Consider the following 23616-nt stretch of genomic DNA (forward strand, 5'->3'; position numbering starts at 1 on the left):
GGCCGTTGTGGGCCGGTCCTAACGCTCGGGCCTGGAGGCGCTTCGGCCCGCCGCCGCCTCCGTCCCGGCAGCGTCCCGGCCGGCGAGGTCGCGCCCCACCAGGGCGAGCAGCAGGCCGGGCAGGCCCGCGACGGCACCGGCCTCGCCCGCGCCGCCGCCCATCATCACCGAGGGCACCAGCGGCACCTTGCTGTCCCGGGCGATCTCGACGAGCGCCTGGATCATGGCCTGCCGCATGAGGTTCTCGGTGCCGCCGAAGGATTCGGCGCGCGCCTTGGCGGCATAGGCCTCGGCCTCGGCCATGACGCGGATGCCCTCGGCCGCCCGGGTCTTGCGGGCCGTCTCGGCGGAGCCCTCCGCCTCCGCCATCACCCGGATGCCGTCCGCGGCCTTGCGCTTGCGCGCCGTTTCGGCCGCGCCCTCGTTCTCGGCGATGCGGATCGACAGTTCCGAGCGGGTGATGCCGGCCTGCTGCTCGGCGAGGGCGATCTGCTCGTTCAAAGCCTTGCGCTTGGTGGCGGCCTCCTGCTGGTCCGCGAAGGTCTTCTGTTCTTCGCGGGCCAGCTGGCGGGCGCGGAGCTGTTCCAGCATGGCCTCCATGCGGGTGTCGCCCGGCGCCGGCTTGGGCGTGCCGATCATCACCTCCTCGATCTCGATCCGGTGCTCCGCCAGCCGTGACTTCATGGCGGCCAGTGCCTCCTTGCCGATGTCGACGCGCCGTTCGATGAAGTCGAGCAGGGTGTTCCGCTGCGCCGTATCCTTGAAATAGGACGACACGAACGGGTCGAGCGTCTGGGTGACCAGCCGCTCGATCTGGCTGAAGCGCTGGATGACGTGGGGCGCGTTGACGGGCGCGATATGCGCCACGATCGACAACGGCACCAGGATCTCGAAGGCGTCGCGCGTGATGACCGGGATCTCACGCAGGTCGTCGTCGTAGCTGCGGCCGTTGGGGATGGCGGCGGCGCTCACCACGCCGGCGATCCACCGCAGCTGGAAGTTGGTCGTGGGCACGTCGACCACTTCGGCGGCATAGGGGTTGATGGCATATTTGCCGGGCTCCAACGGGCGGCGCCAGATGCCGCGGCTGCCGACCTCGACGGTGCGGCCGCGGCCGTTCTCGGCCGTCATGGCCTCCTCCGACTCGCGTCCCACGAAGGAGTTGATCACCCCGACCGTGCCGATCTCGATGCGGCGCTTGCCCGTGACCTCCACGGTGGCGAACAGCCGGTTGAGGAAGTAGGTGCCCTCGACCAGCACCTGCTCCTGGCGCCCGCGCCGGCCGCCGGCGGCGAGGAAGCGGCCGATGTCCTGGAAGGAATTGTGGAAATGGTCGGGGTTGCCGGCATCCGTGCCGACGGTGGGCGCGATGATCTCGCCGTGCTGCAGCGCTGGCCCGTCCTGCACCGTGACGATGCCGATGCGGTCGTCCTTGATGACGACCGGGCGGAAGCCGTCGCGGTCGACCAGCATGGCCTGGAACTGGGCGTCGTCGGTCTTGGCGGGATCGAGGTGGTGGATGGCGTCCTCGGTGATGACGGCGAAGAGCGCGGTGTTGATGGCGTAGGTGCCCGAGCGCAGGATGCGGCGCTGGGGCCCGGCCTGGCCGCCGTTCTCGAGGAAGCCGCCGGCATCGTCGACCGCCACGTCCCGCGGCCATTCGCCGAGCGCCTGGCCGGATTCGAGCTGGCGCCCGACGCGCGCCACCAGGTAGGCGATCTGGTCGATGCCGATGAGCGGCATCTTGTGGACGCGGTACTGGAAGGGCGTCAGCGCGTGCCAGCCGCCGCGGATGACCTCGGGCAGGAAGCCCGCGTTGCCGGCGAGCGCCATGGGGGCGAAGGATTCGCGGCTGCGCCGGGCGCTCCAGCGCCGCTCCACGATGCCGTAATGCGTGTTGGGGATGTAGACGAAGGCGGCGCGCAGCAAGAAAAGCAGCAGCAGCGCGAGCAGGGCGAGGGAGACGACGAAGAGCACGTGCGTGGTCAGCGCAGCGGCGAGAGCGGTCAGATCTGACATGGGAGGGGCACCGTGACCGCCGGCGCCTCGTCATGGTCCGTGTCGGACCGTGGGCCGTCCCGGCGGGCCGGCCCGAGGGGCCGGTCGGCCCCCGCGGGGGCCGCGCCATCATCTACGCCGAGTCGAGCGCCGGTTGAAGATGGGCCCGATGATTATTCCAGCTCTGCCCCTGCGTGCAGCCCGCCTCACCGGGAGCCGACCGGCCTGCCGCTTTCGCGCACGATCTTCAGGGCGCCGTCCTGGCGGGCGAGGTCGAGCCGCACGCTGTTGGTGCCGCTCTGCCGCCGCCGGCCCGCGGCATCGGCCCGGCTCCAGCGCATCAGCGCCGTGACGCGGCAACGCGCGGCGCCGTCGCCGCAATCGTTGGTCACGGTGCCGGGGACCGCCTCGTAGCTGCGCCGCGGCCAGGTGCGGATGAAGGCGAGCTTGTCGCGGAATACCGCGGCCGACGACATCGGGCGGCCGTAATAGATGACGCGCCCGGCGTAGAGCCGGTCGACCGTCGCGGGCGTCACGGCGCCGTTGCGCGACCAGATCGTCAGGTATTCGTCCATGTGGGCATCGCGTTCGGCCGGTCCCGCGAGGGCCGGGGTGGAGGCTGCGAGGGCGACGATCAGCAGGGTGGCTCGGAGATGGCGCATGGGATCGCTCGTGGTCTGGACGGAACGCAGCGTCAACGTGCGAGGGCCGCGGTCAGATCGCCGGGGCGGTCTGGGCCGCGGGAGACCTGAACGGGTCGAGCAGCGCCACGCCGCGGCCGCGCAGGTGATCGGTGTTGCGGGTGACGACGACGAGCCCGTGGACGGCGGCGGTCGCGGCGAGGCCGGTGTCGTCCACATGCTTGTTCGACCGCGCCAGCATGCCGGCCCAGGCGACGGCGACCCTGTCGTCGATCCCGAGCACACGATCCTTGTAGGCATTGAGGATGGCCGACACGCGAGCCTCGATGAGGTTCGCGGCCGCGTGGCGATCGACGCGGGCCTTCTCCGATCCGTACCAGAGTTCCCGGACCGTGATGACGCTGATCCGAATCTGTTCTTCGTCGACGCTCGTCAGCCATCTCCGAAGATTGCGGTCTGCTCCGGGCTTACCGATGTGACTGACGACGTTCGTGTCGAGCAGGAACCGCATCACTGTCGGATCGGCAGAAAGGGCTCGAGATCGCTGAGGTCCGAGTCTCGCATCGCCTTCTTGGCCGTGATGCTCGGGTAGGGCGCGCCCGTCCAGGGATGGGTGTCGGCATAGGCCTTGGCGGCCAGGACCTGGCCGCGCGTCAGCGACAGGTAGTCGCCCAGCACCTCGTCGAGGTCCATGCCGCCGGCGATCAGCGCGGCGATGCGGTGGGCCTCGATGCCGGTGCCGGCGATGACGGGGATGCCGGACCGATCGGTCTCGACACCGGGCGGCGGCGCGCGCCGCTGCGGGCCGGCGATGTCGTCGCCCGGGCGCCAGTCGTGGTCGTGGTCCCTGTCCATCGCGGCCTCCTGGCCCCGTCAATCTAAGCCGCGCCGCCTCGTCCTGCAACGACCGGATGAGCCGGCGCGGTGCGCCGGAGGCGGCTTGACGCCCAGTCCGCGGCGCGGCAGTCTCGGCCTTGTCCGAGGGGCGTCCCACGATCGGGGCTGAGACGGCGACGAGCCGATCCCTTTGAACCTGATCCGGGTCATGCCGGCGAAGGGACGGGATAGGTCCGCGCGACGCGTGCGGCCCGCACTCTCCATCTCCTCGCGCCCGGGTCTCCAACCTGCAGGAGGAGATCCATGTCGCTGCTTCCATCCGAAACGAAGGCTCAGCTCGCCGAAACTCCGGCGCCCTTCAACCGCGCGCCCGCGCCCGACAGCGTGACGACGGGACCGATCGTCGGCTCGCGCAAGGTCTACGCGGCGCCCGCCGCCCATCCCAACATCCGCGTGCCCTTCCGCGAGATCGCGCTCAGCGATCCCAAGGAGCCGCCGGTGCGGGTCTACGATCCGTCCGGCCCCTACACCGAGGCCGACGCCCGCATCGACCTGCGCCGAGGCCTGCCTGCCATCCGCGAAGGCTGGATCGCGGGCCGCGGCTTCGATGTCGTGGCGGGCCGCGCCCTGCGCCCGGAGGACAACGGCAACCTCCCGGACGACAGGATCGCCGAGGCCTGCCCGGCGCATCGCACGCTGCGGGCCGCGCGCGACGGCCGGATGGCGACGCAATACGAGTTCGCCCGCGCCGGCATCGTCACGGAAGAGATGGTCTACGTGGCGCATCGCGAGAACCTCGCCCGCGAGGGTGCCCATGCCGAGGCTGCGGCACGGCTCGCCGACGGGGACAGCTTCGGCGCCGCCCTGCCGGATTTCGTGACCCCGGAGTTCGTGCGCAGCGAGATCGCGCGCGGCCGCGCCATCATCCCGGCCAACATCAACCATCCCGAAGTCGAGCCCATGGCCATCGGGCGCAACTTCCTCGTCAAGGTCAACGCCAACATCGGCAATTCCGCCGTCACGTCGGGCGCCGCCGAGGAGGTGGAGAAGCTGGTCTGGGCGATCCGCTGGGGCGCCGACACCGTCATGGACCTGTCGACGGGCCGCAACATCCACAACATCCGCTCCTGGATCATCCGCAATTCGCCGGTGCCGATCGGCACGGTGCCGATCTATCAGGCGCTGGAGAAGGTGGGGGGCGACCCCGTCAAGCTCGACTGGGAGGTGTTCAAGGACACGCTGATCGAGCAGGCCGAGCAGGGCGTCGACTATTTCACCATCCATGCCGGGGTGCGACTCGCCCACGTGCCGCTGACCGCCCGGCGCGTCACCGGCATCGTCAGCCGCGGCGGCTCCATGATGGCGCGCTGGTGCCTGGCGCACCACCGTGAAAGCTTCCTCTACGAGCGCTTCGACGAGATCTGCGCCATCATGCGGCGCTACGACGTGTCCTTCTCGCTCGGCGACGGGCTGCGCCCGGGATCGATCGCCGACGCCAACGACGCCTCGCAATTCGCCGAACTCGAGACCCTGGGCGAACTCACCAAGGTGGCCTGGGCCGGGGGCTGCCAGGTGATGATCGAGGGGCCGGGCCACGTGCCGCTGCACAAGATCAAGGTCAACATGGACAAGCAACTCGCCGAATGCGGCGAGGCGCCGTTCTACACGCTCGGGCCGCTGACCACCGACATCGCGCCCGGCTACGACCACATCACCAGCGGCATCGGCGCCGCCATGATCGGATGGTTCGGCACCGCCATGCTGTGCTACGTCACGCCGAAGGAACACCTCGGCCTGCCGGACCGCGACGACGTCAAGACCGGCGTCATCACCTACCGGATCGCCGCCCATGCGGCGGACCTCGCCAAGGGCCATCCGGCGGCCCGGGTGCGCGACGACGCGCTGTCCCGCGCCCGGTTCGACTTTCGCTGGGAGGACCAGTTCAACCTGGCGCTCGACCCCGACACGGCGCGGCGCTTCCACGACGAGACGATGCCCAAGGACGCCCACAAGGTCGCGCATTTCTGCTCGATGTGCGGCCCGAAGTTCTGCTCCATGCAGATCACCCAGGACCTGCGCCGCGAGGCGGAGGCGATGGCCGGCATGGAGGAGAAGTCGAAGGAGTTCCTCGACGGGGGCGGGCAGCTCTACGTGCCGGCCGCGGAGTGAGGCGGGAGTTGCGCCTGAAATGAAAGAAGGGCGGCCGATGGCCGCCCTCGTCTCCCTTGCAGCCGTCCCGCCTCAGGCTTGGGCGGCTTCCTTCTTCTTGCCGGACGCCTTCTTGCCCTTGGGCTTCTCGTCGGCCTCGGAGCCCTCGAGCTCGCCGCGGGCCTCTTCGTCCTCGTCCTCTTCGCCGTCCTCGGACTCCATCTCGCCCGAACCGCCCTGCGCGTTGGCGATCGTCTCGGCGGTCTCGCTGAGGAGCTGGTCGGCCTTCTTCTCCTCCTCCAGCGTTTCGCCGAGGAGCTTCTCGGCCTCGGCGAAGCCGAGCTGCTTCGCCCAGGACTTGAGGGTGCCGTAGCGCGAGATCTCGTAATGCTCGACGGCCTGGGCGCAGCCGATCAGCACGGCGTCGGCGGCCTTCGTGTCACCGAAGTCCTCGAGATCCTCGGTCATCTCTTCCGAGATGCCCTTCATGGCCTCGCAGGTCTTGGCGCGGGCAGTCTTGCCGATGATCTCGAAGACCTGCTCCAGGCGCTCGATCTGGTGGGCGCTTTCCTCGCGATGCGTCTCGAAGACCTTCTTCAGCTCGGGATGCTTGGCAGCCTTGGCGGCCTTGCCGAGCGAGCGCGTGCCCTGCTTCTCGGCCCAATAGACGTCCTTCAAGGTCTCGTAGAAGGCGTCGCTGAGTGTCTTTTCCTTGGCGGCCATGATGTGATCCTCTTCGGACTAAACATAGATCAAGACGGCGGTCTCGGGGATGCTGAGACGCCGCGAAACGGGCGGGAGTAGATCCCGGCCGTCTCTCGGGCGACTCAAGTCCGATGCGGCCGCGAAGGTTCACGGCCGGGATCACGATTCATGTGCGGGACGGCGAAACCTGCCGCCGTCCGTCCCGTCGCGGGCCTCTGCGATCAAACGTTGCGCAGCGCACCGCCATCGACGCGCAGCGTCGTGCCCGTGATGTAGGAGGCTTGCGGGCTCGCCAGGAAGACCGCGGCGGCGGCGAACTCCTCCGGGGCGCCATAGCGTCCGGCCGGGATGGTGGCGAGGGCCGCCGCCGCCACCTCCTCCAGGCTCCTGCCGCTGCGCTGCGCATTGGCCTTGTCGAGCGCCTCGACGCGCGAGGTGGCGATGCGCCCGGGCAGGACGAGATTGACCGTCACGCCGTCGCCGGCGACCTCGCCGGCCAAGGTCTTCGACCAGCCGAGCAGGGCCGAGCGCAGGGCGTTCGACAGGGCGAGGTTGGGGATGGGCGCGACGATGCCCGAGGACGCCACCGTGACGATCCGCCCCCAGCCGCGCTCGCGCATGCCCGGCACCAGCGCGCCCGTGAGGTCCACGAGGGCCATCACCATGGCGTCGAACTGCGCCCGCCACTGCGCTTCGGTGGCGCCGAGCGCGGTGGTGGGGGGCGGGCCGCCGGAATTGTTGACCAGGATGTCGACCCCGCCCAGCACGTCGAGCGCCTGCGCGGCGATGGTCCGGCCGATGCCGGGCGTCGCGAGATCGGCGACGATCCGGGGGTAGGTTCCGGCATCGGGGAACTGCGACGCGAGCTTGTCGCCCGAGCGGCTCGACACGGCGACACGGGCACCGGCCTCCCCGAGGCCCCTGGCGATGGCGCCTCCGAGCCCCCCGCTGGCGCCCAGCACCAGGGCGCGCTTGCCCGTCAGATCGATCCTCATGGGCGTTCATCTCCTCAGTGGCGATGCGCCGCATATAGGCTCGGCGACGCGCCGCGGCGAGGCGCCCCGGATCAAGCGCCGTGCCGAGCGGGTTGTCACGGTGCGCCGGGGGCCTCTTCGCCCTTCGGGCAGACCGAGAGGGCCAAGGCCATGGCGGACGACAAGGACAAGGCGGGCAGTGCGACGCAGCATCCCGGCATGATGGGCGACGGCACCGAGGAGCAGAACCTGGGCCAGCCCGGCAATCCCGGGGCGCGGATCAGCGAGGACGAGGTGAAGGAAGCCTTCGGCGGCGCCGATACCGGCGCGGGTGCGGGCACCGACCAGGCGCCCAAGCGCTGAGAGCCTGTGAACGGATGCCCTTGCGCCGAAGACGAAGAGAGGTGCCTCTTCCGTCTTCAGCGGGCATCCAACCACGCGTTCCATGCCTCCAGGATTCTGACGCCATGCCCCCCGGGCCGTGCATCCGGCGCGGCCCGGGGGGCATGGACGCGGCGGCCGGACGGTGGCATGCGTTCACCGGCGAGCCTCGCCGGGCTTGGCCCCACCGACCCCATCACGCGACCCGCCGAAAGCGACCTCGGCCATGCCCGACACAACCTTCGACACGCGGCCCGCCACCACCACGAAGGTGGAGCGGCCCAAGCTCTACAAGGTCATCCTGATCAACGACGACTACACGCCGCGCGAGTTCGTCGTCATGGTGCTGAAGGCCGAGTTCAAGATGGGCGAATCCAACGCCAATGCCGTGATGCTGACCGCACACCGCAAGGGCTCCTGCGTGATCGCCGTCTATCCGCGCGACGTCGCCGAGACCAAGGCCGATCGCGCGACCGACCTCGGCCGCTCGCGCGGCTTTCCGCTGCAGTTCACCACTGAACCCGAGGAGTGACGGCGGGTTCGCAGGTCGGGCGGCGGCCTTCGCCCGCATGACCGCCCGTATGGCGTCGCGGGTTTCGGAGCGGCCCCGCCTCAGCCGTCCTCTGCCGGGATGATAGAGATGGTGCCGTCGCGTTCGACGACGGCATAGCGCATGGCCTTCTCGTCCGTCATGCCGCCCTGGCGCATGGCGGTGCGGATGTCCGCCTCCTGCATGCGCAGCTTGCGCATCGCGTCTTCGGCCCAGCGGCCCCCGTCGTAGACCACGATGGGCGTGCCATCGACGATCCGCTCGATCAGCACCGACCTCAGCTTGAGCCACGACACCAGCACGTGCATCAGGCCGACCGTGAACACGCCCGTCATGGCCGCCGTGAAGGATCGGTCCTCGCCGAGGATCGCGGCCGTGGTCATGCCGCCGAACAGGAACAGCACCACCATGTCGAAGGGGGCCTGCTGGCTCGCGGTGCGGCGCCCGATGAGCCGCATGGCGAACAGGATGACGAGGTAGGCGGCGGCGGCCTTGAGGACGGTGCTCATGGCAGGATCGCCTGCGACCAGGACAGGGCGGGCGCGTCGTCGAGCCGCGCCGACAGCTCGAGGCTGCCGCTGCCGATCGGCATGCCGCCCACCTCCACCACGAGATCCTTCAGCCCGGGCAGAACGCCGAAGGTCATCCGCACCTCGCCGTCCGGCCCGGCGCTCCAGGCGAGCGGCCGGGGCGTGACGCTCTGGAGGCCGAAGCGCTTCACGAGGGCGGCCGGCATGGCGATCGCCACGGCCGTCTGGTCGCTCCGGGGGTCCACGTGCAGCGTGAGGCCTGTCGGCGTCCCGAAGCGGATGACCGGCGGGAACTCGACCCGCAGTGCGCCGGCGGCGACGTGGGAGGTCCACAGGGTCGCCGGGCCTCCGCCGAGCAGGCCCGCCAGGGTCGCGGCGACGACGAGCAGCATGGCGATCCGACCGACGACCTCGGCACGGCGCCAGCCTGACTCGAAATCCGGATAGAACCCGTTCCTGAGTTCGTCCGACATGGGTGGGCTGTCGCGCATCGGTCCTCCTGGGCCGTGTCCGCCCGGGACGCACCCGCCGGGGGCGGAAGCGCCTCCGGCGCGGCTGACATCGGGGTGCCGGCCGTCGTCACGGGAGGACGCGGCCGGCCATGGCCGGGGCGCTCAGGCGGTCTTTTCGTGGGGCTTGTGGCCAGGGCCGGGCTTGTGGTCGTCGCCGGGCTTGGGCTTCGGCTTGTCGTGGTCGATGACCACCGGCTCCTGCCCGGCCCGCACGAGGCGGCCGACCTTCAGTTCCGACGGCTTCATCTCGCCCGTCACGTCCACGCGCTCGCCGACCTTCAGCATCGCCTTCTCGGCGCCCTTGGGGCCCAGGTCGGCGAGGACGTTGCCGGCATCGGTCTTGATCACGAAGCGGTGAGCGAAGATGTCGGTGATCTCGCCGCTAAGCGTCGTGTTTTTCGGATCCATGGTGCGTCTCCTGGGCCTGCGGTGCAGAGGTCTGCATCCGTCGAGGACAGGTCGGTGTTTAGAGCCAGGCCGGGAACCTACGTTGAACCGATCGGTTCAGGCCCGGTTTATCGAGCCGTCCGGCCCCGGCGCCCGCTCGGGCGCCTTCCCAACCGGCGGCGTTCTGCCCTAAACCAGGGCCCGCACGACCCGGGAAGGAGCCTTACCATGTCCGATTACGTCATCGCGCCGCCGCCGGTCGCGGCCGTTCCCGTGGCGGGCGGGGGATCCTTCCCGGTGCGGCGCATCTTCTGCGTCGGCCGCAACTATGCCGAACACGCGCGCGAGATGGGCGGAGACCCGACCCGCGAGCCGCCCTTCTTCTTCGCCAAGCCGGCCGACGCCGTCGTGACCGGCGGGGCCGACATGCCCTATCCCGCCGCCACGGCGGACCTGCATTTCGAGCTCGAACTCGTCGTCGCCATCGGCACGGGCGGGGCCGACATCGCCGAGGGCGACGCGCAGGCCCACGTGTGGGGCTATGGCGTCGGCCTCGACATGACGCGGCGCGACCTGCAGGCCCAGGCCAAGAAGGCCGCGCGCCCCTGGGACATGGCCAAGGGCTTCGACCTGTCCGCGCCGGTGGGCGACCTCGTGCCAATTTCGGCGACCGGCGTGCTGACGCGCGGTGCCCTGGAACTCAAGGTCAACGGCGAAACGCGCCAGTCCTCCGACGTGAGCCGCATGATCTGGTCGGTCCCTGAAACCATCGCCTACCTGTCGGGGCTGGTGCGGCTGGCGCCGGGCGACCTCATCTTCACCGGCACGCCTGAGGGCGTCGGCGCAGTGGGGCGCGGCGACCGGCTCGAGGGGCGGGTGGCGGACCTGCCGGTGCTGAGGACGCGCATCGCCTGAGACGACGGCATCCAGGCACCGGCTCGCTCCATCCGCGGAGCCTGCACCGGCGTCAGGCGCCGGCCACGAGACGGTGCCGCAGGAAGAAGCGCAGCATTTCGCGGCTGGCGTCCGGGCCGCGCGGCTCCGTGTAGGATCCCGCCGCGCTGCCGCCCGACCAGGCATGGCCGGCGCCATCGACGAGCCAGCGCTCGACCAGGGGCAGCCCTTTGGGGTCGGTCTCGACCGTGCGGGTGAAGGCGAGCCCGCCCTCCGCCCGTCCGCGCGACACCGCCTCGGCCAGGTCGGCCCCGCCGCGCGCCTGTGCGGCGACGGCGACGGCGTTCGCCGGCGCCACCGTGTGGTCGCCGCTGCCATGGAACACGATGGTGGGCACGGCACGCCCCGGCGCCGCCCGCCCGCCGCCGCGCATCGCCGTGAAGGCTCCCGGCATGTCGGTCGCGGCGCCCGCCGCGAGGCCCGAATGCACGCCCGCCGCCGCGAAGACGTCGGGATAGGCCTGCCCCAGGATGGCGGCGGCGGCGCCGCCTGCCGACAGCCCCGCCACATAGACGCGCGAGCGATCGGCGGCGTGGTCGCGCAGGATGTCCCGCACCATGCCGGCGATCAGCGCGGGCTCGCCGCGGTCGCGCCCCTGGTCCTTGGGATCGAACCAGTTCCAGCATTTCTGGGCGTTGCCGGCCCGGGTCTGGCGCGGATAGGCGACGAGGATGCCCTCCGCCTCGGCGACGGCGTTCATCTGCGTGCCGGCGGCGAAGTCTTCCGGCGACTGCGTGCAGCCGTGCAGCATCACGACGAGCGGCATGGGGCCGTCGGCGGCCCGGGCCGGCACGTAGAGCCTGTAGCCGAGCGTGCCGGCCGGGCCCGCATGCGTCAGCTCCTCGAAGCGCGCGCCGGGCGGCACCGCCACCGCCACCGCGGCGGCCGGCGCCGACCCGCACAGCGGGGCGGCGGGCGCGAGGTCGCCGAGGCGGGCCAGCATGTCGCGCATGGCGGGAGGCAGGCCGGCGCCGTCCCGCAGGTCCGGCAGGCCGCGGGGCATCTTCAGAGCGGCGAGGCCGGCGAGCTTCGGCAGGCTGGCGAAGCCGCCGAGGTCGAAGGCGGGCTTGGCGAAGGCGGGCTTGGCGAAGGCAGGCTTGGCGAAGGCAGGCTTGGCGAAGGTGGATCTGGCGAACATGGGGTGTCCTTCGGGCGTGGAGGGTCGTTCCCCGCGGCGGCGGGGTTCACGGTTCGGGGCGTTCGGGTTGAGGTCGTCGGCCGTCAGCGCATGCGGTCGGCGAGGGCGGATCGGACGGCGGGGCTGGCCTGCAGCGCCCCCAGCACCTGGACGGAGCTGATGGCGGCGCGGGCGAGTTCGGGCGTCACGTCTTCGGCGATGGTGGCGAGACCCAGCACCTGGATGTCCAGCGTTTCGCCCGCCGCCACGACGGCCTCGAGTTCCTGCCGGCCGTAATGCGACAGGCCGAGGCTGAGGCGCTTGCGCGCCACCGACTGCTTCACGGCCTCGCCGTGCCGGTCGAGCTGGTTGCGGATGGCGGTGCGGATGAAGTCCGTCCGGTTGGCGTAGAACCCGTCCTGGACCAGGAGGTCGATCTGGCCGAGGTCGACGAAGCCGAGGTTGATGGTGATCTTCTCGCTGTCCCCGGCGCGGGGCCTGAGATCCTGCACCTTGCCCATCCGACCATCTCCATACCATCCCACTGGATGGTAGATCGGGGGCGTCGGTGGAGATGCAAGGGGCTGGAGACCGAAACTTCGGCCAGGGCGCGTCAGCCCGCGAGACGCGCCATGCTGGCGGCGAAGCGCCGCCGCACCACATCCCGGTGCCGGTGCCGCCCGCCCGCCACCTGCTGGATGCCGCGGGTCCACACGGCGTCGACGAGCGCCGTCCCGGCGCCGAAGACCCAGGCGTCGAGGACCGTGGCGGGGCCGTGGCCGGCGAGGGCGGGGTGGTCGGCGTCGAGCGAGACGATGTCGGCCGGGGCGCCGGCGGCGAGGCCCGCGCCCGCCTGTCCGAGCGCCGCCGCGCCGCCGGCGAGCGCGGCCGTGAACAGGGCCTCGCCGGTGGAGCCGCCGGGCGGCGCCAGCACGTTGCGGGCGCGCCGCGCCAGCCGCTGGGAATATTCGAGCTGGCGCAATTCCCCGGCGGCATCGATGGCGACGTTGGAATCGGAGCCGACCCCGAAGCGCCCGCCGGCGTCTCGGAAGCGCGGCGCGTCGAAGATGCCGTCCCCGAGGTTGGCTTCCGTCACGGGGCACAGGCCCGCCACCGCGCCGCGGGCCGCCAGGGCGGCGCATTCGGCGTCGGTCATGTGGGTGGCGTGGATCAGGCACCAGTGCGCGTCGACCGGCGCGTGGTCGAGCAGCCAGGCGACGGGCCGGGCGCCGCGCTGCGCCATGCAGTCCTCGACCTCCTTCACCTGCTCGGCAACGTGGATGTGCACCGGACGCCCGCCCGCCATCGCCGCCACGGCGCCGAGTTCCCCGGGCGCCGCGGCGCGCAGGCTGTGGGGCGCCACGCCGAGGTTGGCGCCGTCGAGCCCCGCGATGGCCCTTTCGCTTCCGGCGAGCAGCGCCGCGTAGCGGTCGAGGTCGCAGGCGAAGCGGCGCTGGCCCCCGCCGGCCGGCGCGCCGTCGAAACCCGCCCGGGCATAGAACACGGGCAGCAGCGTCAGGCCGATGCCGGCGGTGCCGGCCGCGGCGGCGATGCGGGTGCCCATCTCGGCCACGTCGTCGTAGGGGTGCCCGTCCGGCGCGTGGTGGAGGTAGTGGAACTCGCCGACGCGCGTGAAGCCCGCTTCCAGCATCTCGACATAGAGTTCGCTCGCCACGGCCTCGACGTCGTCGGGCGTCATGGCGAGGGCGAAGCGGTACATGACGTCGCGCCAGGACCAGAAGCTGTCCGGCCCCGCCCCGCGCGTCTCGGTGAGGCCCGCCATGCCGCGCTGGAAGGCGTGGGAGTGGAGGTTGGGCAGCCCCGGCACGCCGATGCGGTGGGAGGGCGCCCCCGGCGACCGTCCCGGCACCAGGGCCGAAACGCGGCCCCCCGCCACCGCGACCGTGACGTCCCGGCGCCAACCCTCGGACGTGAGCAGCAGGTCGAAATGGATCGGGTGCATGGCGCGCTCCGGAGGGGCCGTTGCCTCCACCGCAACTTGTATATACAAGTTGCCCGCGGCTCAAGGCCGCCCCGGCGACCGCGCGGGCCGCCGAACCCGATCGGATGCGAGGCGCCATGTCCCAGCCTGTCCTCTATCGCGGCGCCCGCCTGGCGACCCTGGCCGATCCCGCGGGCGGCCTCGGCCTCGTCGAGGACGGGGCGCTGCTGGTCCGCGACGGCCGCATCGCCTATGCGGGCCCGCTCGCCGGCCTGCCGGCGGCCGCTGCGGCGGGGGCCGAGCCCGTCGACTGCGGCGGGCGGCTGGTGACGCCCGGCCTGATCGACTGCCACACCCACCTCGTCCACGGCGGCGAGCGCTCGAACGAGTTCGAGATGCGCCTCGCGGGCGCGACCTACGAGGAGGTGGCGCGCGCCGGCGGCGGCATCGTCTCCTCCGTGCGGGCCACGCGGGCGGCGTCGGACGAGGCCCTGCTCGGGGGCGCGCTGGCGCGGCTCGACCGGCTGATCGCGGAAGGCGTCACCACCGTGGAGGTGAAGTCCGGCTACGGGCTCGACCTCGCCACCGAGGCGCGGTCGCTGCGCGTCGCCCGCCGGCTCGGCGAGGCGCGCGACATCGGGGTGCGGACCAGCTTCCTCGGCGCCCATGCCCTGCCGCCCGAGGCGGCGGGCGACAAGGACCGCTTCGCCGGCCTCGTCGCCGACGCGATGCTGCCGGCCCTCGTTGCGGAAGGGCTGGTCGACGCCGTCGACGGCTTCTGCGAGGGCATCGCCTTCTCGCCCGCGCAGATCGCCCGCGTCTTCGACGCCGCGCGCGGCCTCGGCCTGCCCGTGAAGCTCCACGCCGACCAGCTGTCGGACCTCGGCGGCGCTGCCCTGGCTGCCCGCTACGGCGCACTCTCGGCCGACCATCTCGAACATGCCTCGGAGGCGGGCGCCGCCGCCCTGGCGGCGGCCGGCACGGTGGCGGTGCTGCTGCCCGGAGCCTTCTACTTCCTGCGAGAAACCCAGCGCCCGCCGGTCGCGGCCTTCCGCCGCCACGGCACCCGCATGGCGGTGGCGACCGACTACAACCCCGGCACCTCGCCGCTGACCTCGCTGCTCTTCGCCGCCAACATGGCGGCGACGCTGTTCCGCCTCACCGTGGACGAGTGCCTCGCCGGCATCACCCGCGAGGCGGCCCGCGCCCTCGGGCTCCTCGCCGAGACCGGGACGCTGGAGGCGGGCAAATGGGCCGACCTCGCCGTGTGGGACGTCGAGCGACCGGCCGAGCTCCTCTGCCGCATCGGCTTCAACCCCCTGCACCGGCGCATCCGCCGCGGGATCGCATCATGACCGACAGCCTCGTCCTCACGCCCGGCGCCGTGCCGCTGTCGGCCTGGCGCGCCATCTATTTCGGCCGCGGCGCGGCGCTCGATCCGGCCTGCCGGCCCGCCGTCGAGCGCTCGACCGCCGTGGTCGACGCCATCGTGGCCAAGGGCGAGCCCGTCTACGGGGTCAACACCGGCTTCGGCAAGCTCGCCAGCGTGCGGATCGCCGCCGGGGACCTGGCGCGGCTGCAGCGCAACATCGTCCTGTCCCACGCGGCGGGCGTCGGCGAACCCCTGCCGGTGGCGGTGGTGCGCCTCGTCATGGCGTTGAAGGTCGCGAGCCTCGGCCAGGGCGCGTCGGGCCTGCGCTGGGACACGCTGGCGATGCTCGACGCCTGCCTGCGGGGCGACCTCGTGCCGGTGATCCCCGGCAAGGGATCCGTCGGCGCCTCGGGCGACCTCGCGCCCCTGGCCCACATGACGGCCGCCCTGATGGGCGTCGGCGCCTTCATGGTCGAGGGCCGCACCGTCCCGGCCGCCGAGGCGCTGGCGGGGGCGGGCCTCGTCCCGGTCGAACTCGGCCCCAAGGAGGGGCTGGCGATGCTCAACGGCACGCAGGTGTCGACCGCCCTGGCGCTGGCCGGGCTCTTCGAGGCGGAGCGCGTGTTCCAGACCGCGCTCGTCACCGGGGCGCTCGCCACCGACGCGGCCCGCGGCTCGGACGGTCCCTTCGATCCCCGCATCCACGCGCTGCGCCGCCACCGCGGCCAGGGCGAGGTAGCGGCGGCCCTGCGCGGCCTCATGGCGGGCTCGGCGATCCGCGACTCGCATCGGGTCGACGACGCCCGGGTGCAGGACCCCTATTGCCTGCGCTGCCAGCCCCAGGTGATGGGCGCCTGCCTCGACATCCTGCGCCAGTCGGCCGAAACGCTCGGCATCGAGGCCAACGGCGTGTCCGACAACCCGCTGGTGTTCACCGACACCGGAGAGGTGATCTCGGGCGGCAACTTCCACGCCGAGCCCGTGGCCTTCGCCGCCGACGTCATCGCGCTGGCGCTGTGCGAGATCGGCTCCATCGCGGAGCGCCGCGTCGCCATGCTGGTCGACCCCGCGCTGTCGGGCCTGCCGGCCTTCCTGACACCGCGACCGGGGCTGAACTCCGGCTTCATGATCCCGCAGGTGACGGCGGCGGCGCTGGTGTCGGAGAACAAGCAGCGCGCCCATCCCGCCAGCGTCGATTCCATCCCGACCTCCGCCAACCAGGAGGACCACGTTTCCATGGCGACGCATGGCGCGCGCCGCCTGCTCGCCATGGCGCGCAATGCCGCCGACGTCGTCGGCATCGAACTCCTCGCCGCCGCACAGGGCTGCGACTTTCACGCGCCGCTGCGCTCCAGCGCGCCGCTGGAGCGGGCCCGCGCCCTGCTGCGGGCCCGCGTGCCGGGTCTCGACGACGACCGCCATTTCGCGCCCGACATGGCCGAGGCGACCGCGCTCGTCGCCTCGGGCGCGCTGACGGCGGCGGTCGGCCTCGAAAGCCTGCCGGGCCTCGAGGACGGGGCCGCGCCGAAGCTCAGATGAGGTCGTTGAGGATCGCATAATCCTCGGCGGCGCGCCGCGCCTCCGCCAGGACCTGCAGGGGCGTGCTGACGGGGAGGTCTCCGGCGCTGTTGGCGGGGCGCGGCCGCCGCCGGGTCGCCTGCAGCTCGACGATGGGGAAGGTGAAGCGCCGTCCGTCGGGCGCCGTCACGGCGAGGCGATCGTCGCCGAGCTGCTCGATCGCATAGTCCATGGCCGCCTCCACCGGATGGCCCGTCCCGCGCCGGGCCCGGTGCGGCCGTGACCCCTCGGACGAACCCTCCGCGACCGTCCCGGGTTGCGCCGCCTCGGCCGGCCGCGGCTCGCCGCATCCACCGACGGCATGGCGGCGTTGACGGGTCTCACGAGCCGGAGGAGGAACCAGCATGGGAGCCGAGAAGGAACTGGAGCCCGGAGGGCACGACAAGGACGCCACGCACGTCGTCCAGGCCACCGACGGGATGGGGCGCACCGTGAGCCGCGACGCCTTCAAGACCGAGGCCGAAGCCGAGGCCCAGGCGGACCGGCTCCGGCGGGACGGCCACACGGTCGACGTGTCGCGGCTCGACCCGCAGCCGAACGGGAAGCTCTGAGGCCGGGCCGCCGCGGCCCGGGCTCGTCACGCGTCCGAGCGGCGCACCGTGAGGTCCGGGCGCTTGAACACGGCCGGCTGCAGCTCCGTGCCGAGGCCCGGCCCTTCCATGGGCAGCACGTGGCCGTCCGCGATGACCGGCATCACGGTCACGAGTTCGCGGTACCAGCCGGTGTAGAAGGCACGGACGCTTTCCTGGATCAGCGTGTTGGGCTGGCTGAAGGAGGCGTGGATGCCGGCGATGAAGCCCACGGGGCCGACGCAATCGTGCGGCGCGAAGGGCCGGTGGTAGGTGTCGGCCAGGGCGGCGATCTTGCGGCCCTCCGTGAGGCCGCCGGTCCAGCACAGGTCGGCCATCACCACATGCATGGCGTCGCGGTCGAGCATGTCCCGGTAGGGAAAGCGCGAGCCCAGCGTCTCGCTGGCGCAGATCCACACATCCGTCGAGGCCGCCAGTTCCGCCAGGGCCTGGGGCGAGTTCATGCGGATCGGGTCCTCGTACCAGGTCGGCTCGTAGGGCTCGAGCCAGCGCGCGAGCTTCTTGGCCATGGGCAGGTTCCACAGCGAATGGAACTCCACCATGATCTCCATGCGGTCGCCGACGGCCTTGCGGATCTTCTCGAAGGGCGCGATGGCGGCCTTGAGCTCGTCCCGGCCGATCGCCATGCCCTCGTTGCGGATCGCCGCCGGATCGAAGGGCCAGATCTTCATGGCGGTGATGCCGGATTCGAGCAGGCTCTCCGCCACGGCGTCGGCCCGGGTCATGAAGCCGCCGAGGTCCTCGTAGGGGCCGGCCGCGGCGGCGTCGCTGTTCCAGTTGGAGACGGGCTTGATGTCGTTGGAGCGGACGTAGCCATAGCCCGCGCAGGTGTTGTAGATGCGCTGCCGCGGGCGGCAGAGGCCCCCCAGCATCTGGTGCACGGGCTGGCCGCAGACCTTCCCGAAGGCGTCCCAGAGCGCGATGTCGATGGCCGAGGCGGCGCGGTATTCAACGCCCGTGCTGGCCTGCGCCATCGGCAGGTTCAGCATCTCGCGGTGCAGCGCCTCGATGTGCAACGGGTTCCGGCCGAGCAGCCGCCCCGCCAGCGTGTCGTGGATGTGGCTCTCGACCGCGCCCGCCCCGTAGAAGGTTTCGCCGAGCCCCACGACGCCGCCGTCGGTGTGGACCCGCACCCAGATGACATTGGCGAACTCGGCCGTCCGCAGCGTCTCGATGGCGGTGATCTTCATGGCGTGTCCCTGGTGCCGTAACGGCTCGGAACCGCCGAGGCGCTTCCAAGCCAAGCCGACACCGCCTGGTGCAGTATCGGCTTTCTTCGAGTCGCCTGGGCGACTCCAAGCCGATGCTCTCTATGCGAGAGCTGGAGCGAATTCGCCGAAGGCGAAAGCGCTTCAGAGGGGGCGGTCCGGCCGGATCCCGACTCGAACGCCGCGCCCCGGATCAGGGTGCCCCGCCGCCTCAATGAGGCTGGGCGGCGGCCTTGTCGAGCAGCTGGGAGATGGCGTCGACGCAGGCCTTCATGGGCTCGTCGTCGGGGCATTTCACGCCGACGGTCATGTTCGGCGCCTGGATGCGGAACCGCGCGCCCTTGCCTTCGGGCGGGCGGGGCGGCGGCCGGTGGGGATGGGGCGGGGGCGGATGCATGCCGCCGTCGGGCATGCCGCCATCGGGCATGTCGGCCATGTCGCCCGGCTGGCCCATGTCGCCCGGCTGGCCCATGTCGCCCATCGCGTCCATGCCGCCGCCACGGCCGGCCTGCGCGGCGCCGGGCGGCATCCGGCCCTGCATCTGGCCGAGGTCGAGACGGTGCGGCGCCGCGTCGCCGGGGCGAACGAGGTAGAAGCCGTTCGGCGTCTCGACGATCATGCCCTCGGGCGGGCCGTTCGGCGTCGGCACCGCCGGGTTGGGCGCCGGGCTCGTCGGAGCCTGCTGGGCCTGGATTCCGGGCTGGGTCGGAGCGCCGGGCTGTGTCGGCGGGGCGCCGGGCCGTGTGGCCGTGCCGGGCTGCGTCTGCGCCCCGGGAGCCGGGGGGGTCGCGGGCGGCGTCTGCGCCAGGGCCATGCCGCCGCAGAGGCTCAAGGCGAGCCCCAGGGTGATGCGTCTCATGTTCCGTCTCCTCGTCGGCCGCGCCCCCGCCACCGACGCGCCGGCGCCCGTCATGGTTCCTCGACGGGCCCGGGCCCCGCTCAGCCCTTCGGGCCGCGCAGGTAGGCCCAGAGCGCGCCGATCAGCAGCGCCGCGCCGACCCCGAGGACGAACTGCAGGTTGCTCAAGCGGCCTCCTCGCCGGGCAGCGCCATGGTGATAGGCGGGCCGAACAGGTCGGCGCGGTGCGGGTTCAGCCGCCGGAGGTCGCCCCGCCGCATGGTCAGCCCGTTGCGGTCGAAGAATTCCAGGATCTGAATCGCCACCTTGCGACCGTTCTCGACGCGGTCGCGGAACTGCGCGGCCGTGAACTCCCCGCCGGGCAGCGTCCGCGACAGGTCGGCCACGATGGCGGCCATCTCGGCCACGGTGGCGCGCGTGAAGAAGTGGTCGTGCGCCACCTGGTCGATGCGCCCCGAACGGCCGACGAGCTTGCACACGCGCCGCACCTCCGTCTCGGGCGCCTCGACGAGGCCGGCGACGTCGCGCACCCGGGGCGGGCGGAACCGGTCCGCATGGCGGCCGAGATGCGGCGCCACGCGCGCCCACAGCGCCTCGTCGGCCGCGCTGAGCCGGGCGACGTGGTCGGGTCGGCGGACCCAGGACCCTTCCGTGGCGACGACGCCCGCTGCGGCCAGCCGCGCCAGGGCCGCCACGAAGGCCGGACGGGGCAGGCGCGGCTCGAGCTGCAGGCGCAGCCGCTCGGAGCCGAGGCCCTGCAGGTCGGGGTTTTCGGCGTGGAAGGCGTCGAGCGCGCCGGTCAGCGCGGCCGCATAGCCTGCCCAGCGCGCCGCCGACAGGGCGGTTGCGCCGTCGGCGACCGGCAGCACGACGAGGTCGAGGCGTGCCGCGATCTCGTCGGCCGCCGCCGACGCCAGCGCCCGGTCGCGGCAGAAGCCCGTGAGGTCGAGCGTGAAGGGCGCGAGGTCGAGCAGCGCCGTCACGGCGCCGTCGGGATCGGGCTCCGCCATCGCGGCGAGCTGCGCCAGGCGTCCGGGCGTGCGGCGCCGGCGGGCGGGCGGGCGCAAGTCGAGCAGCGTGCCGCCGCCGACCGTGCGGCGGGCCGACGTGTCCCGCAGCACGAAGCGGTCGCCCGCCGCGGCCGAGACGGGACGCTCCAGCACGAGCTGGGCATAGCCTTCCTCGCCGGGCGCGATGCCGGCCGGCGCCAGCGGCACCAGCCGGGCCGCGACGTCGGCGGCGGCGTGGTGGAACCGCACCGGCAGCCAAGTGGACAGCGGCTTGGCCTCGCCCGCCAGCACCCGCAGCCGCACGTCGATGCGGTCCGTCGGGGCGTGGAGCGAGGGGTCGAGCGCGACATCGCCCCGGCCCACGGCGTCCCGGTCGACGCCGGCGAGGTTCAGGGCGCAGCGCTGTCCGGCGAGGCCGCGCTCGGCCGCGCGGTTCTGGGCATGGATGGAGCGGACCCGGGCGGGCGTGCCGGCGGGGCTCAGCATCACGCGCTCGCCCACCGCGACCGTGCCCGACAGGACCGTGCCGGTCACCACCGTGCCGGCGCCAGCCAGCACGAAGCTGCGGTCGACCGCGAGGCGAAAGCGCCCGGCCCGGCTGCGCTCGCCCCGACGGGCCGCCTCGCCCTCGATCGCGGCCCTGAGCGCCCCGACGTTCTCGCCCGTCACGGTCGAGACCGGGAGGATCGGGGCTTCGGCGAGGGCGGTGCCGGCGAGGGCCGCCCGGATCTCGCCCGCGACGGTCTGGCGGCGGTCGGCGTCGGCGAGGTCGGCCTTGGACAGGACCACGAGGCCGCGGCCGAGGCCGAGCAGGTCGGCGATGGCGAGGTGCTCGCGCGTCTGCGGCATCACGCCGTCGTCGGCCGCCACGATCAGCATCAGCAGGTCGATGCCCGACGCGCCCGCCGCCATCGTGCCGACGAAGCGCTCGTGGCCCGGCACGTCGACGAAGCCGACCGTGTCGCCGTCCGGCAGGGGCAGGTAGGCGAAGCCGAGGTCGATGGTGATGCCGCGCCGCTTCTCCTCGGGCAGCCGGTCCGTGTCGATGCCGGTCAGGGCACGGACGAGGGCCGTCTTGCCGTGGTCGACGTGGCCGGCCGTCCCGACGATCAAGCGGCGCCCCCGGGCAGGGGCTCCGCCGCGCGGCGCTCGGCCTCGGCGATCCCCGCCGCGTCGTTGGCGCCCCGGGCGGTCGGCAGGTAGGCGGGCGCACGCAGGCTGCCGCCGTTCTGGGCGCGGATCAGCCAGGCCAGGGCCGCCACGGGATCGCGCGGCGCCCCGATGCCGACCAGCAGCGCGGCCCCGAGGAAGGCCTGCGCGTCGGCCTCGCCCCGGTCCGCCGCCCGCCGCCACCAGGAGACGGCCTTCTCGGGGTCGCGCGGCGTGCCGAGCGCGTCGTTGTGGATGGTGCCGAGCCGCGTCATGGCACCGGCGATGCCGGCCGCGGCGGCGCGCTCGCTCCAGCGGCGGGCCTGCACGAGGTCGCGCTCCAGCCCGACGCCTTCCAGCATCATGTAGCCCAGCATGTCCTGAGACGGCGCATCGCCGTTCTCGGCGGCGAGGCGATAGCGCCAGGCCGCCTCGGCATCGTCCTGCGCGACGCCCTCGCCCCTGAAGTGCAGGGCGGCGAGGTTGCGCTGCGCCACGGCATCCCGGCTTTCCGCCGCGAGGCCGATCCAGCGATGCGCCAGGGCGAGGTCGCGCGCCACGCCGAGCCCTTCGGCGAAACAAGCCCCGATGTTGTTCTGCGCCCGGGGGTGGCCCTTGCGGGCCAGCGGCTCCCAGATGGCCAGCGCGGCCCCGTAGTCGCCGGTGGCGGCGAGGTCCTGCGCGCGCTGCATGGCGGCGGCGGGATCCTCGGCCTTGCGGCGGAGGAGGCGGTCGAGCAGCGTCATGGCGGTCCCGCGGCAGGGCCTGGGGGCAGGGCCCGGAGGTTGGACAGGAAGCCGGCCTCGTCCTCGAGGCAGCGCAGGTCGAGCACCAGCGCGCCGTCGGTGACGCGACCGACGACGGGGCGGGGCAGTGCGCGCAGGGCCGCGGCCAGCCGGCCGAGCGCGTCGGTGCCGGGCGGGGTGCCGGGCGCCGGGCGGATCGCCAGGCCGGCGCTGGGGATCGTGTCGACCGGCAGGGCGCCCGAGCCGATCTGGCTGCGGCAGGGCTCGGCCGAAACCGCGTGGGCCGGCGCCAGGATGGCGGCCACCGGGTCGCGCAGGCGCGCCGCCAGGGCCGCGATCTCCGCCGCGGGCCGGGCCAGGAGCCGCAGCGTCGGCAGCTTCTGCGCCAGCGTTTCGGGGTCGCGGTAGAGCTTCAGCGTCGCCTCGAGAGCCGCGAGCCGCAGCTTGTCGACGCGCAGGGCACGCTTCATCGGGTTGGCGTTGAGGCGCGCGACGGCGTCGCGCCGGCCCACCACGAAGCCCACCTGGGGGCCGCCGAGCAGCTTGTCGCCCGAGAACGTGACGAGGTCGGCGCCTTCGGCCACGGCTTCGCGCACGGTCGGCTCCTTCTTAAGCCCCCAGCGCGACAGGTCCACCAGCGTGCCGGAGCCGAGGTCGTTGCAGAAGGGGATCGCGGCGGCGCCGGCCAGCCCGGCCAGTTCCGCCCCCTCCACCTCGGCCGTGTAGCCCTCGATGCGGTAGTTGGAGGTGTGGATCTTGAGCACCAGGCCCGTCTCGGGGCCGAAGGCGTCGCGGTAGTCGCGGGGATGGGTGCGGTTGGTTGTGCCCACCTCGCGCAGCCGCGCCCCGGCCTGGGCCATGATGTCGGGCATGCGGAAGCTGCCGCCGATCTCGACGAGTTCGCCGCGCGACACGACGGCCTCGCGGCCGGCCGCGAAGGTGTTGATCACCAGCAGCACGGCGGCGGCGTTGTTGTTGACGACGGTGGCGGCCTCCGCGCCGGTGAGCTCGCGCAGCAGTTCGGCCACATGGTCGTCGCGCTCGCCCCGGCGCCCGGTGGCGAGGTCGTATTCGAGCGCCACCGGCTCCAGCATGGCGGCGCGGGCGGCCTCGGCGGCGGATTCGGCCAACACGGCGCGGCCGAGGTTGGTGTGCAGCACCGTGCCGGTGAGGTTGAAGAGCGGCCGCAGGCCGGACGCGTCCCGCACGGCGAGGCGACGGTCGGCGGCCTCGGCCACGGCGGCGGGGCGGAGGTCGGGCGCGGCGCCGGCCCGCAACGCGGCCCGCATCTCCGCCACGGCGCCGCGGATCGCCGCCGCCGCCTCGGCCCGGCCGAAGCGCGCCACGAGTGCGCTTCCGGCGTCGTGGCGCAGCACGTCGTCCACGGCGGGCAGGTCCCGCAACCGGTCGATGGCACCGGACACGCGCG

Annotated in this window: 25 protein-coding genes and 1 riboswitch; of the genes, 7 read left to right on the top strand and 18 right to left on the bottom strand. The window is 72.9% G+C overall.

The window, feature by feature from the left end; translation table 11 throughout:
* Positions 1-18: 18 nt before the first annotated feature.
* The 4 genes from D3272_RS07410 to D3272_RS07425 form a co-directional block, all read right to left on the bottom strand.
* Positions 19-2019: an SPFH domain-containing protein gene (locus D3272_RS07410; protein ID WP_129218524.1), complete on the bottom strand. Its 2001-nt coding sequence runs from the start codon at positions 2017-2019 to the stop codon at positions 19-21.
* A 185-nt stretch (positions 2020-2204) separates the two neighbouring features.
* Positions 2205-2660, bottom strand: coding sequence for a hypothetical protein (locus tag D3272_RS07415; RefSeq protein WP_129218525.1), 456 nt, complete (start codon positions 2658-2660; stop codon positions 2205-2207).
* Between the two features lie 52 nt (positions 2661-2712).
* On the bottom strand, positions 2713-3150 hold the full coding sequence (locus D3272_RS07420; protein WP_129218526.1) for a type II toxin-antitoxin system VapC family toxin: 438 nt from the start codon (positions 3148-3150) through the stop codon (positions 2713-2715).
* Positions 3150-3494, bottom strand: a complete 345-nt coding sequence (locus tag D3272_RS07425; RefSeq protein ID WP_129218527.1) for a DUF433 domain-containing protein — start codon at positions 3492-3494, stop codon at positions 3150-3152. The genes D3272_RS07420 and D3272_RS07425 overlap by 1 nt, the downstream gene beginning before the upstream one ends.
* Positions 3495-3610: 116 nt before the next feature.
* Positions 3611-3716, top strand: a riboswitch (TPP riboswitch).
* Between the two features lie 63 nt (positions 3717-3779).
* Between D3272_RS07425 and thiC the strand changes: the two genes are divergently transcribed.
* On the top strand, positions 3780-5645 hold the full coding sequence (gene thiC / locus D3272_RS07430; protein WP_129218528.1) for a phosphomethylpyrimidine synthase ThiC: 1866 nt from the start codon (positions 3780-3782) through the stop codon (positions 5643-5645).
* A 72-nt stretch (positions 5646-5717) separates the two neighbouring features.
* Here the strand turns inward: thiC and D3272_RS07435 are convergent, their stop codons facing one another.
* Positions 5718-6347 (bottom strand): YciE/YciF ferroxidase family protein, encoded by a 630-nt coding sequence (locus D3272_RS07435; RefSeq protein WP_129218529.1) that lies wholly within the window; start codon positions 6345-6347, stop codon positions 5718-5720.
* Positions 6348-6550: 203 nt separating this feature from the next.
* The gene (locus D3272_RS07440) at positions 6551-7324 is read right to left on the bottom strand and encodes an SDR family oxidoreductase (protein WP_129218530.1); all 774 of its coding nucleotides are present in this window, start codon (positions 7322-7324) and stop codon (positions 6551-6553) included.
* Positions 7325-7474: 150 nt separating this feature from the next.
* On the opposite strand from D3272_RS07440, the gene D3272_RS07445 reads away from it, so the two are divergent.
* Both D3272_RS07445 and clpS read left to right on the top strand, forming a co-directional pair.
* On the top strand, positions 7475-7666 hold the full coding sequence (locus D3272_RS07445; protein ID WP_129218531.1) for a hypothetical protein: 192 nt from the start codon (positions 7475-7477) through the stop codon (positions 7664-7666).
* A gap of 244 nt (positions 7667-7910) precedes the next feature.
* Entirely contained in the window at positions 7911-8216 is a 306-nt protein-coding gene (gene clpS, locus D3272_RS07450) for an ATP-dependent Clp protease adapter ClpS (RefSeq protein WP_129218532.1), read from the top strand.
* 80 nt (positions 8217-8296) lie between these two features.
* Here clpS and D3272_RS07455 read toward each other — a convergent pair whose 3' ends face one another.
* The 3 genes from D3272_RS07455 to D3272_RS07465 form a co-directional block, all read right to left on the bottom strand.
* On the bottom strand, positions 8297-8743 hold the full coding sequence (locus D3272_RS07455; protein WP_129218533.1) for a DUF421 domain-containing protein: 447 nt from the start codon (positions 8741-8743) through the stop codon (positions 8297-8299).
* Positions 8740-9255 (bottom strand): hypothetical protein, encoded by a 516-nt coding sequence (locus tag D3272_RS07460; RefSeq protein ID WP_129218534.1) that lies wholly within the window; start codon positions 9253-9255, stop codon positions 8740-8742. The genes D3272_RS07455 and D3272_RS07460 overlap by 4 nt, the downstream gene beginning before the upstream one ends.
* Positions 9256-9378: 123 nt before the next feature.
* The gene (locus D3272_RS07465) at positions 9379-9684 is read right to left on the bottom strand and encodes a hypothetical protein (RefSeq protein ID WP_129218535.1); all 306 of its coding nucleotides are present in this window, start codon (positions 9682-9684) and stop codon (positions 9379-9381) included.
* A gap of 207 nt (positions 9685-9891) precedes the next feature.
* On the opposite strand from D3272_RS07465, the gene D3272_RS07470 reads away from it, so the two are divergent.
* Positions 9892-10578: a fumarylacetoacetate hydrolase family protein gene (locus D3272_RS07470; protein ID WP_129218536.1), complete on the top strand. Its 687-nt coding sequence runs from the start codon at positions 9892-9894 to the stop codon at positions 10576-10578.
* A 52-nt stretch (positions 10579-10630) separates the two neighbouring features.
* Here the strand turns inward: D3272_RS07470 and D3272_RS07475 are convergent, their stop codons facing one another.
* The 3 genes from D3272_RS07475 to D3272_RS07485 form a co-directional block, all read right to left on the bottom strand.
* The gene (locus tag D3272_RS07475) at positions 10631-11755 is read right to left on the bottom strand and encodes an extracellular catalytic domain type 1 short-chain-length polyhydroxyalkanoate depolymerase (protein WP_129218537.1); all 1125 of its coding nucleotides are present in this window, start codon (positions 11753-11755) and stop codon (positions 10631-10633) included.
* Between the two features lie 83 nt (positions 11756-11838).
* The gene (locus tag D3272_RS07480) at positions 11839-12255 is read right to left on the bottom strand and encodes a CopG family transcriptional regulator (RefSeq protein ID WP_129218538.1); all 417 of its coding nucleotides are present in this window, start codon (positions 12253-12255) and stop codon (positions 11839-11841) included.
* A 92-nt stretch (positions 12256-12347) separates the two neighbouring features.
* Positions 12348-13697 (bottom strand): formimidoylglutamate deiminase, encoded by a 1350-nt coding sequence (locus D3272_RS07485; RefSeq protein WP_129218539.1) that lies wholly within the window; start codon positions 13695-13697, stop codon positions 12348-12350.
* Positions 13698-13813: 116 nt separating this feature from the next.
* Here D3272_RS07485 and hutI point away from each other — a divergent pair, with 116 nt between their 5' ends.
* Together hutI and hutH are read left to right on the top strand one after the other, a co-directional pair.
* Positions 13814-15031 (top strand): imidazolonepropionase, encoded by a 1218-nt coding sequence (gene hutI / locus D3272_RS07490; protein ID WP_245496434.1) that lies wholly within the window; start codon positions 13814-13816, stop codon positions 15029-15031.
* Positions 15028-16587 carry a histidine ammonia-lyase gene (gene hutH, locus D3272_RS07495; protein ID WP_129218541.1) on the top strand — a complete coding sequence of 520 codons (1560 nt, stop codon included), beginning with the start codon at positions 15028-15030 and terminating at the stop codon, positions 16585-16587. Before hutI ends, hutH begins: the two co-directional genes overlap by 4 nt.
* On the opposite strand, the gene D3272_RS07500 is transcribed toward hutH, so the two are convergent.
* Positions 16580-16798, bottom strand: coding sequence for a hypothetical protein (locus D3272_RS07500; protein WP_129218542.1), 219 nt, complete (start codon positions 16796-16798; stop codon positions 16580-16582). The genes hutH and D3272_RS07500 overlap by 8 nt on opposite strands.
* Positions 16799-16970: 172 nt before the next feature.
* Between D3272_RS07500 and D3272_RS07505 the strand changes: the two genes are divergently transcribed.
* Positions 16971-17177 (top strand): hypothetical protein, encoded by a 207-nt coding sequence (locus D3272_RS07505; protein ID WP_129218543.1) that lies wholly within the window; start codon positions 16971-16973, stop codon positions 17175-17177.
* A 26-nt stretch (positions 17178-17203) separates the two neighbouring features.
* Here the strand turns inward: D3272_RS07505 and D3272_RS07510 are convergent, their stop codons facing one another.
* The 5 genes from D3272_RS07510 to selA form a co-directional block, all read right to left on the bottom strand.
* Positions 17204-18406 (bottom strand): mandelate racemase/muconate lactonizing enzyme family protein, encoded by a 1203-nt coding sequence (locus D3272_RS07510; protein ID WP_129218544.1) that lies wholly within the window; start codon positions 18404-18406, stop codon positions 17204-17206.
* 229 nt (positions 18407-18635) lie between these two features.
* Positions 18636-19283, bottom strand: a complete 648-nt coding sequence (locus tag D3272_RS27655; RefSeq protein WP_207210158.1) for a hypothetical protein — start codon at positions 19281-19283, stop codon at positions 18636-18638.
* A gap of 163 nt (positions 19284-19446) precedes the next feature.
* Positions 19447-21405 carry a selenocysteine-specific translation elongation factor gene (gene selB, locus D3272_RS07520; protein WP_129218545.1) on the bottom strand — a complete coding sequence of 653 codons (1959 nt, stop codon included), beginning with the start codon at positions 21403-21405 and terminating at the stop codon, positions 19447-19449.
* A complete protein-coding gene (locus D3272_RS07525) occupies positions 21402-22187 on the bottom strand; it encodes a tetratricopeptide repeat protein (RefSeq protein ID WP_129218546.1) in 786 nt (261 codons plus the stop codon). The genes selB and D3272_RS07525 overlap by 4 nt, the downstream gene beginning before the upstream one ends.
* Positions 22184-23611, bottom strand: coding sequence for an L-seryl-tRNA(Sec) selenium transferase (selA, locus tag D3272_RS07530; protein WP_210214702.1), 1428 nt, complete (start codon positions 23609-23611; stop codon positions 22184-22186). The genes D3272_RS07525 and selA overlap by 4 nt, the downstream gene beginning before the upstream one ends.
* Positions 23612-23616: the final 5 nt, after the last annotated feature.

It is taken from the genome of Lichenibacterium ramalinae (assembly GCF_004137085.1).
Classification (GTDB): Bacteria; Pseudomonadota; Alphaproteobacteria; order Rhizobiales; family Beijerinckiaceae; genus Lichenihabitans; species Lichenihabitans ramalinae.

Bases quoted from the DNA above. Each gene is read 5' to 3' on its own strand.
- D3272_RS27655 (WP_207210158.1), bottom strand. From the start codon at position 19,283: ATGAGACGCATCACCCTGGGGCTCGCCTTGAGCCTCTGCGGCGGCATG.
- hutI (WP_245496434.1), top strand. From the start codon at position 13,814: ATGTCCCAGCCTGTCCTCTATCGCGGCGCCCGCCTGGCGACCCTGGCC.
- D3272_RS07455 (WP_129218533.1), bottom strand. From the start codon at position 8,743: ATGAGCACCGTCCTCAAGGCCGCCGCCGCCTACCTCGTCATCCTGTTC.
- D3272_RS07475 (WP_129218537.1), bottom strand. From the start codon at position 11,755: ATGTTCGCCAGATCCACCTTCGCCAAGCCTGCCTTCGCCAAGCCTGCC.
- D3272_RS07485 (WP_129218539.1), bottom strand. From the start codon at position 13,697: ATGCACCCGATCCATTTCGACCTGCTGCTCACGTCCGAGGGTTGGCGC.
- hutH (WP_129218541.1), top strand. From the start codon at position 15,028: ATGACCGACAGCCTCGTCCTCACGCCCGGCGCCGTGCCGCTGTCGGCC.
- D3272_RS07440 (WP_129218530.1), bottom strand. From the start codon at position 7,324: ATGAGGATCGATCTGACGGGCAAGCGCGCCCTGGTGCTGGGCGCCAGC.
- thiC (WP_129218528.1), top strand. From the start codon at position 3,780: ATGTCGCTGCTTCCATCCGAAACGAAGGCTCAGCTCGCCGAAACTCCG.
- D3272_RS07480 (WP_129218538.1), bottom strand. From the start codon at position 12,255: ATGGGCAAGGTGCAGGATCTCAGGCCCCGCGCCGGGGACAGCGAGAAG.
- D3272_RS07435 (WP_129218529.1), bottom strand. From the start codon at position 6,347: ATGGCCGCCAAGGAAAAGACACTCAGCGACGCCTTCTACGAGACCTTG.
- D3272_RS07410 (WP_129218524.1), bottom strand. From the start codon at position 2,019: ATGTCAGATCTGACCGCTCTCGCCGCTGCGCTGACCACGCACGTGCTC.
- D3272_RS07465 (WP_129218535.1), bottom strand. From the start codon at position 9,684: ATGGATCCGAAAAACACGACGCTTAGCGGCGAGATCACCGACATCTTC.
- D3272_RS07425 (WP_129218527.1), bottom strand. From the start codon at position 3,494: ATGGACAGGGACCACGACCACGACTGGCGCCCGGGCGACGACATCGCC.
- D3272_RS07500 (WP_129218542.1), bottom strand. From the start codon at position 16,798: ATGGACTATGCGATCGAGCAGCTCGGCGACGATCGCCTCGCCGTGACG.
- D3272_RS07420 (WP_129218526.1), bottom strand. From the start codon at position 3,150: ATGCGGTTCCTGCTCGACACGAACGTCGTCAGTCACATCGGTAAGCCC.
- D3272_RS07415 (WP_129218525.1), bottom strand. From the start codon at position 2,660: ATGCGCCATCTCCGAGCCACCCTGCTGATCGTCGCCCTCGCAGCCTCC.
- D3272_RS07505 (WP_129218543.1), top strand. From the start codon at position 16,971: ATGGGAGCCGAGAAGGAACTGGAGCCCGGAGGGCACGACAAGGACGCC.
- D3272_RS07470 (WP_129218536.1), top strand. From the start codon at position 9,892: ATGTCCGATTACGTCATCGCGCCGCCGCCGGTCGCGGCCGTTCCCGTG.
- clpS (WP_129218532.1), top strand. From the start codon at position 7,911: ATGCCCGACACAACCTTCGACACGCGGCCCGCCACCACCACGAAGGTG.
- D3272_RS07445 (WP_129218531.1), top strand. From the start codon at position 7,475: ATGGCGGACGACAAGGACAAGGCGGGCAGTGCGACGCAGCATCCCGGC.
- D3272_RS07510 (WP_129218544.1), bottom strand. From the start codon at position 18,406: ATGAAGATCACCGCCATCGAGACGCTGCGGACGGCCGAGTTCGCCAAT.
- D3272_RS07525 (WP_129218546.1), bottom strand. From the start codon at position 22,187: ATGACGCTGCTCGACCGCCTCCTCCGCCGCAAGGCCGAGGATCCCGCC.
- D3272_RS07460 (WP_129218534.1), bottom strand. From the start codon at position 9,255: ATGCGCGACAGCCCACCCATGTCGGACGAACTCAGGAACGGGTTCTAT.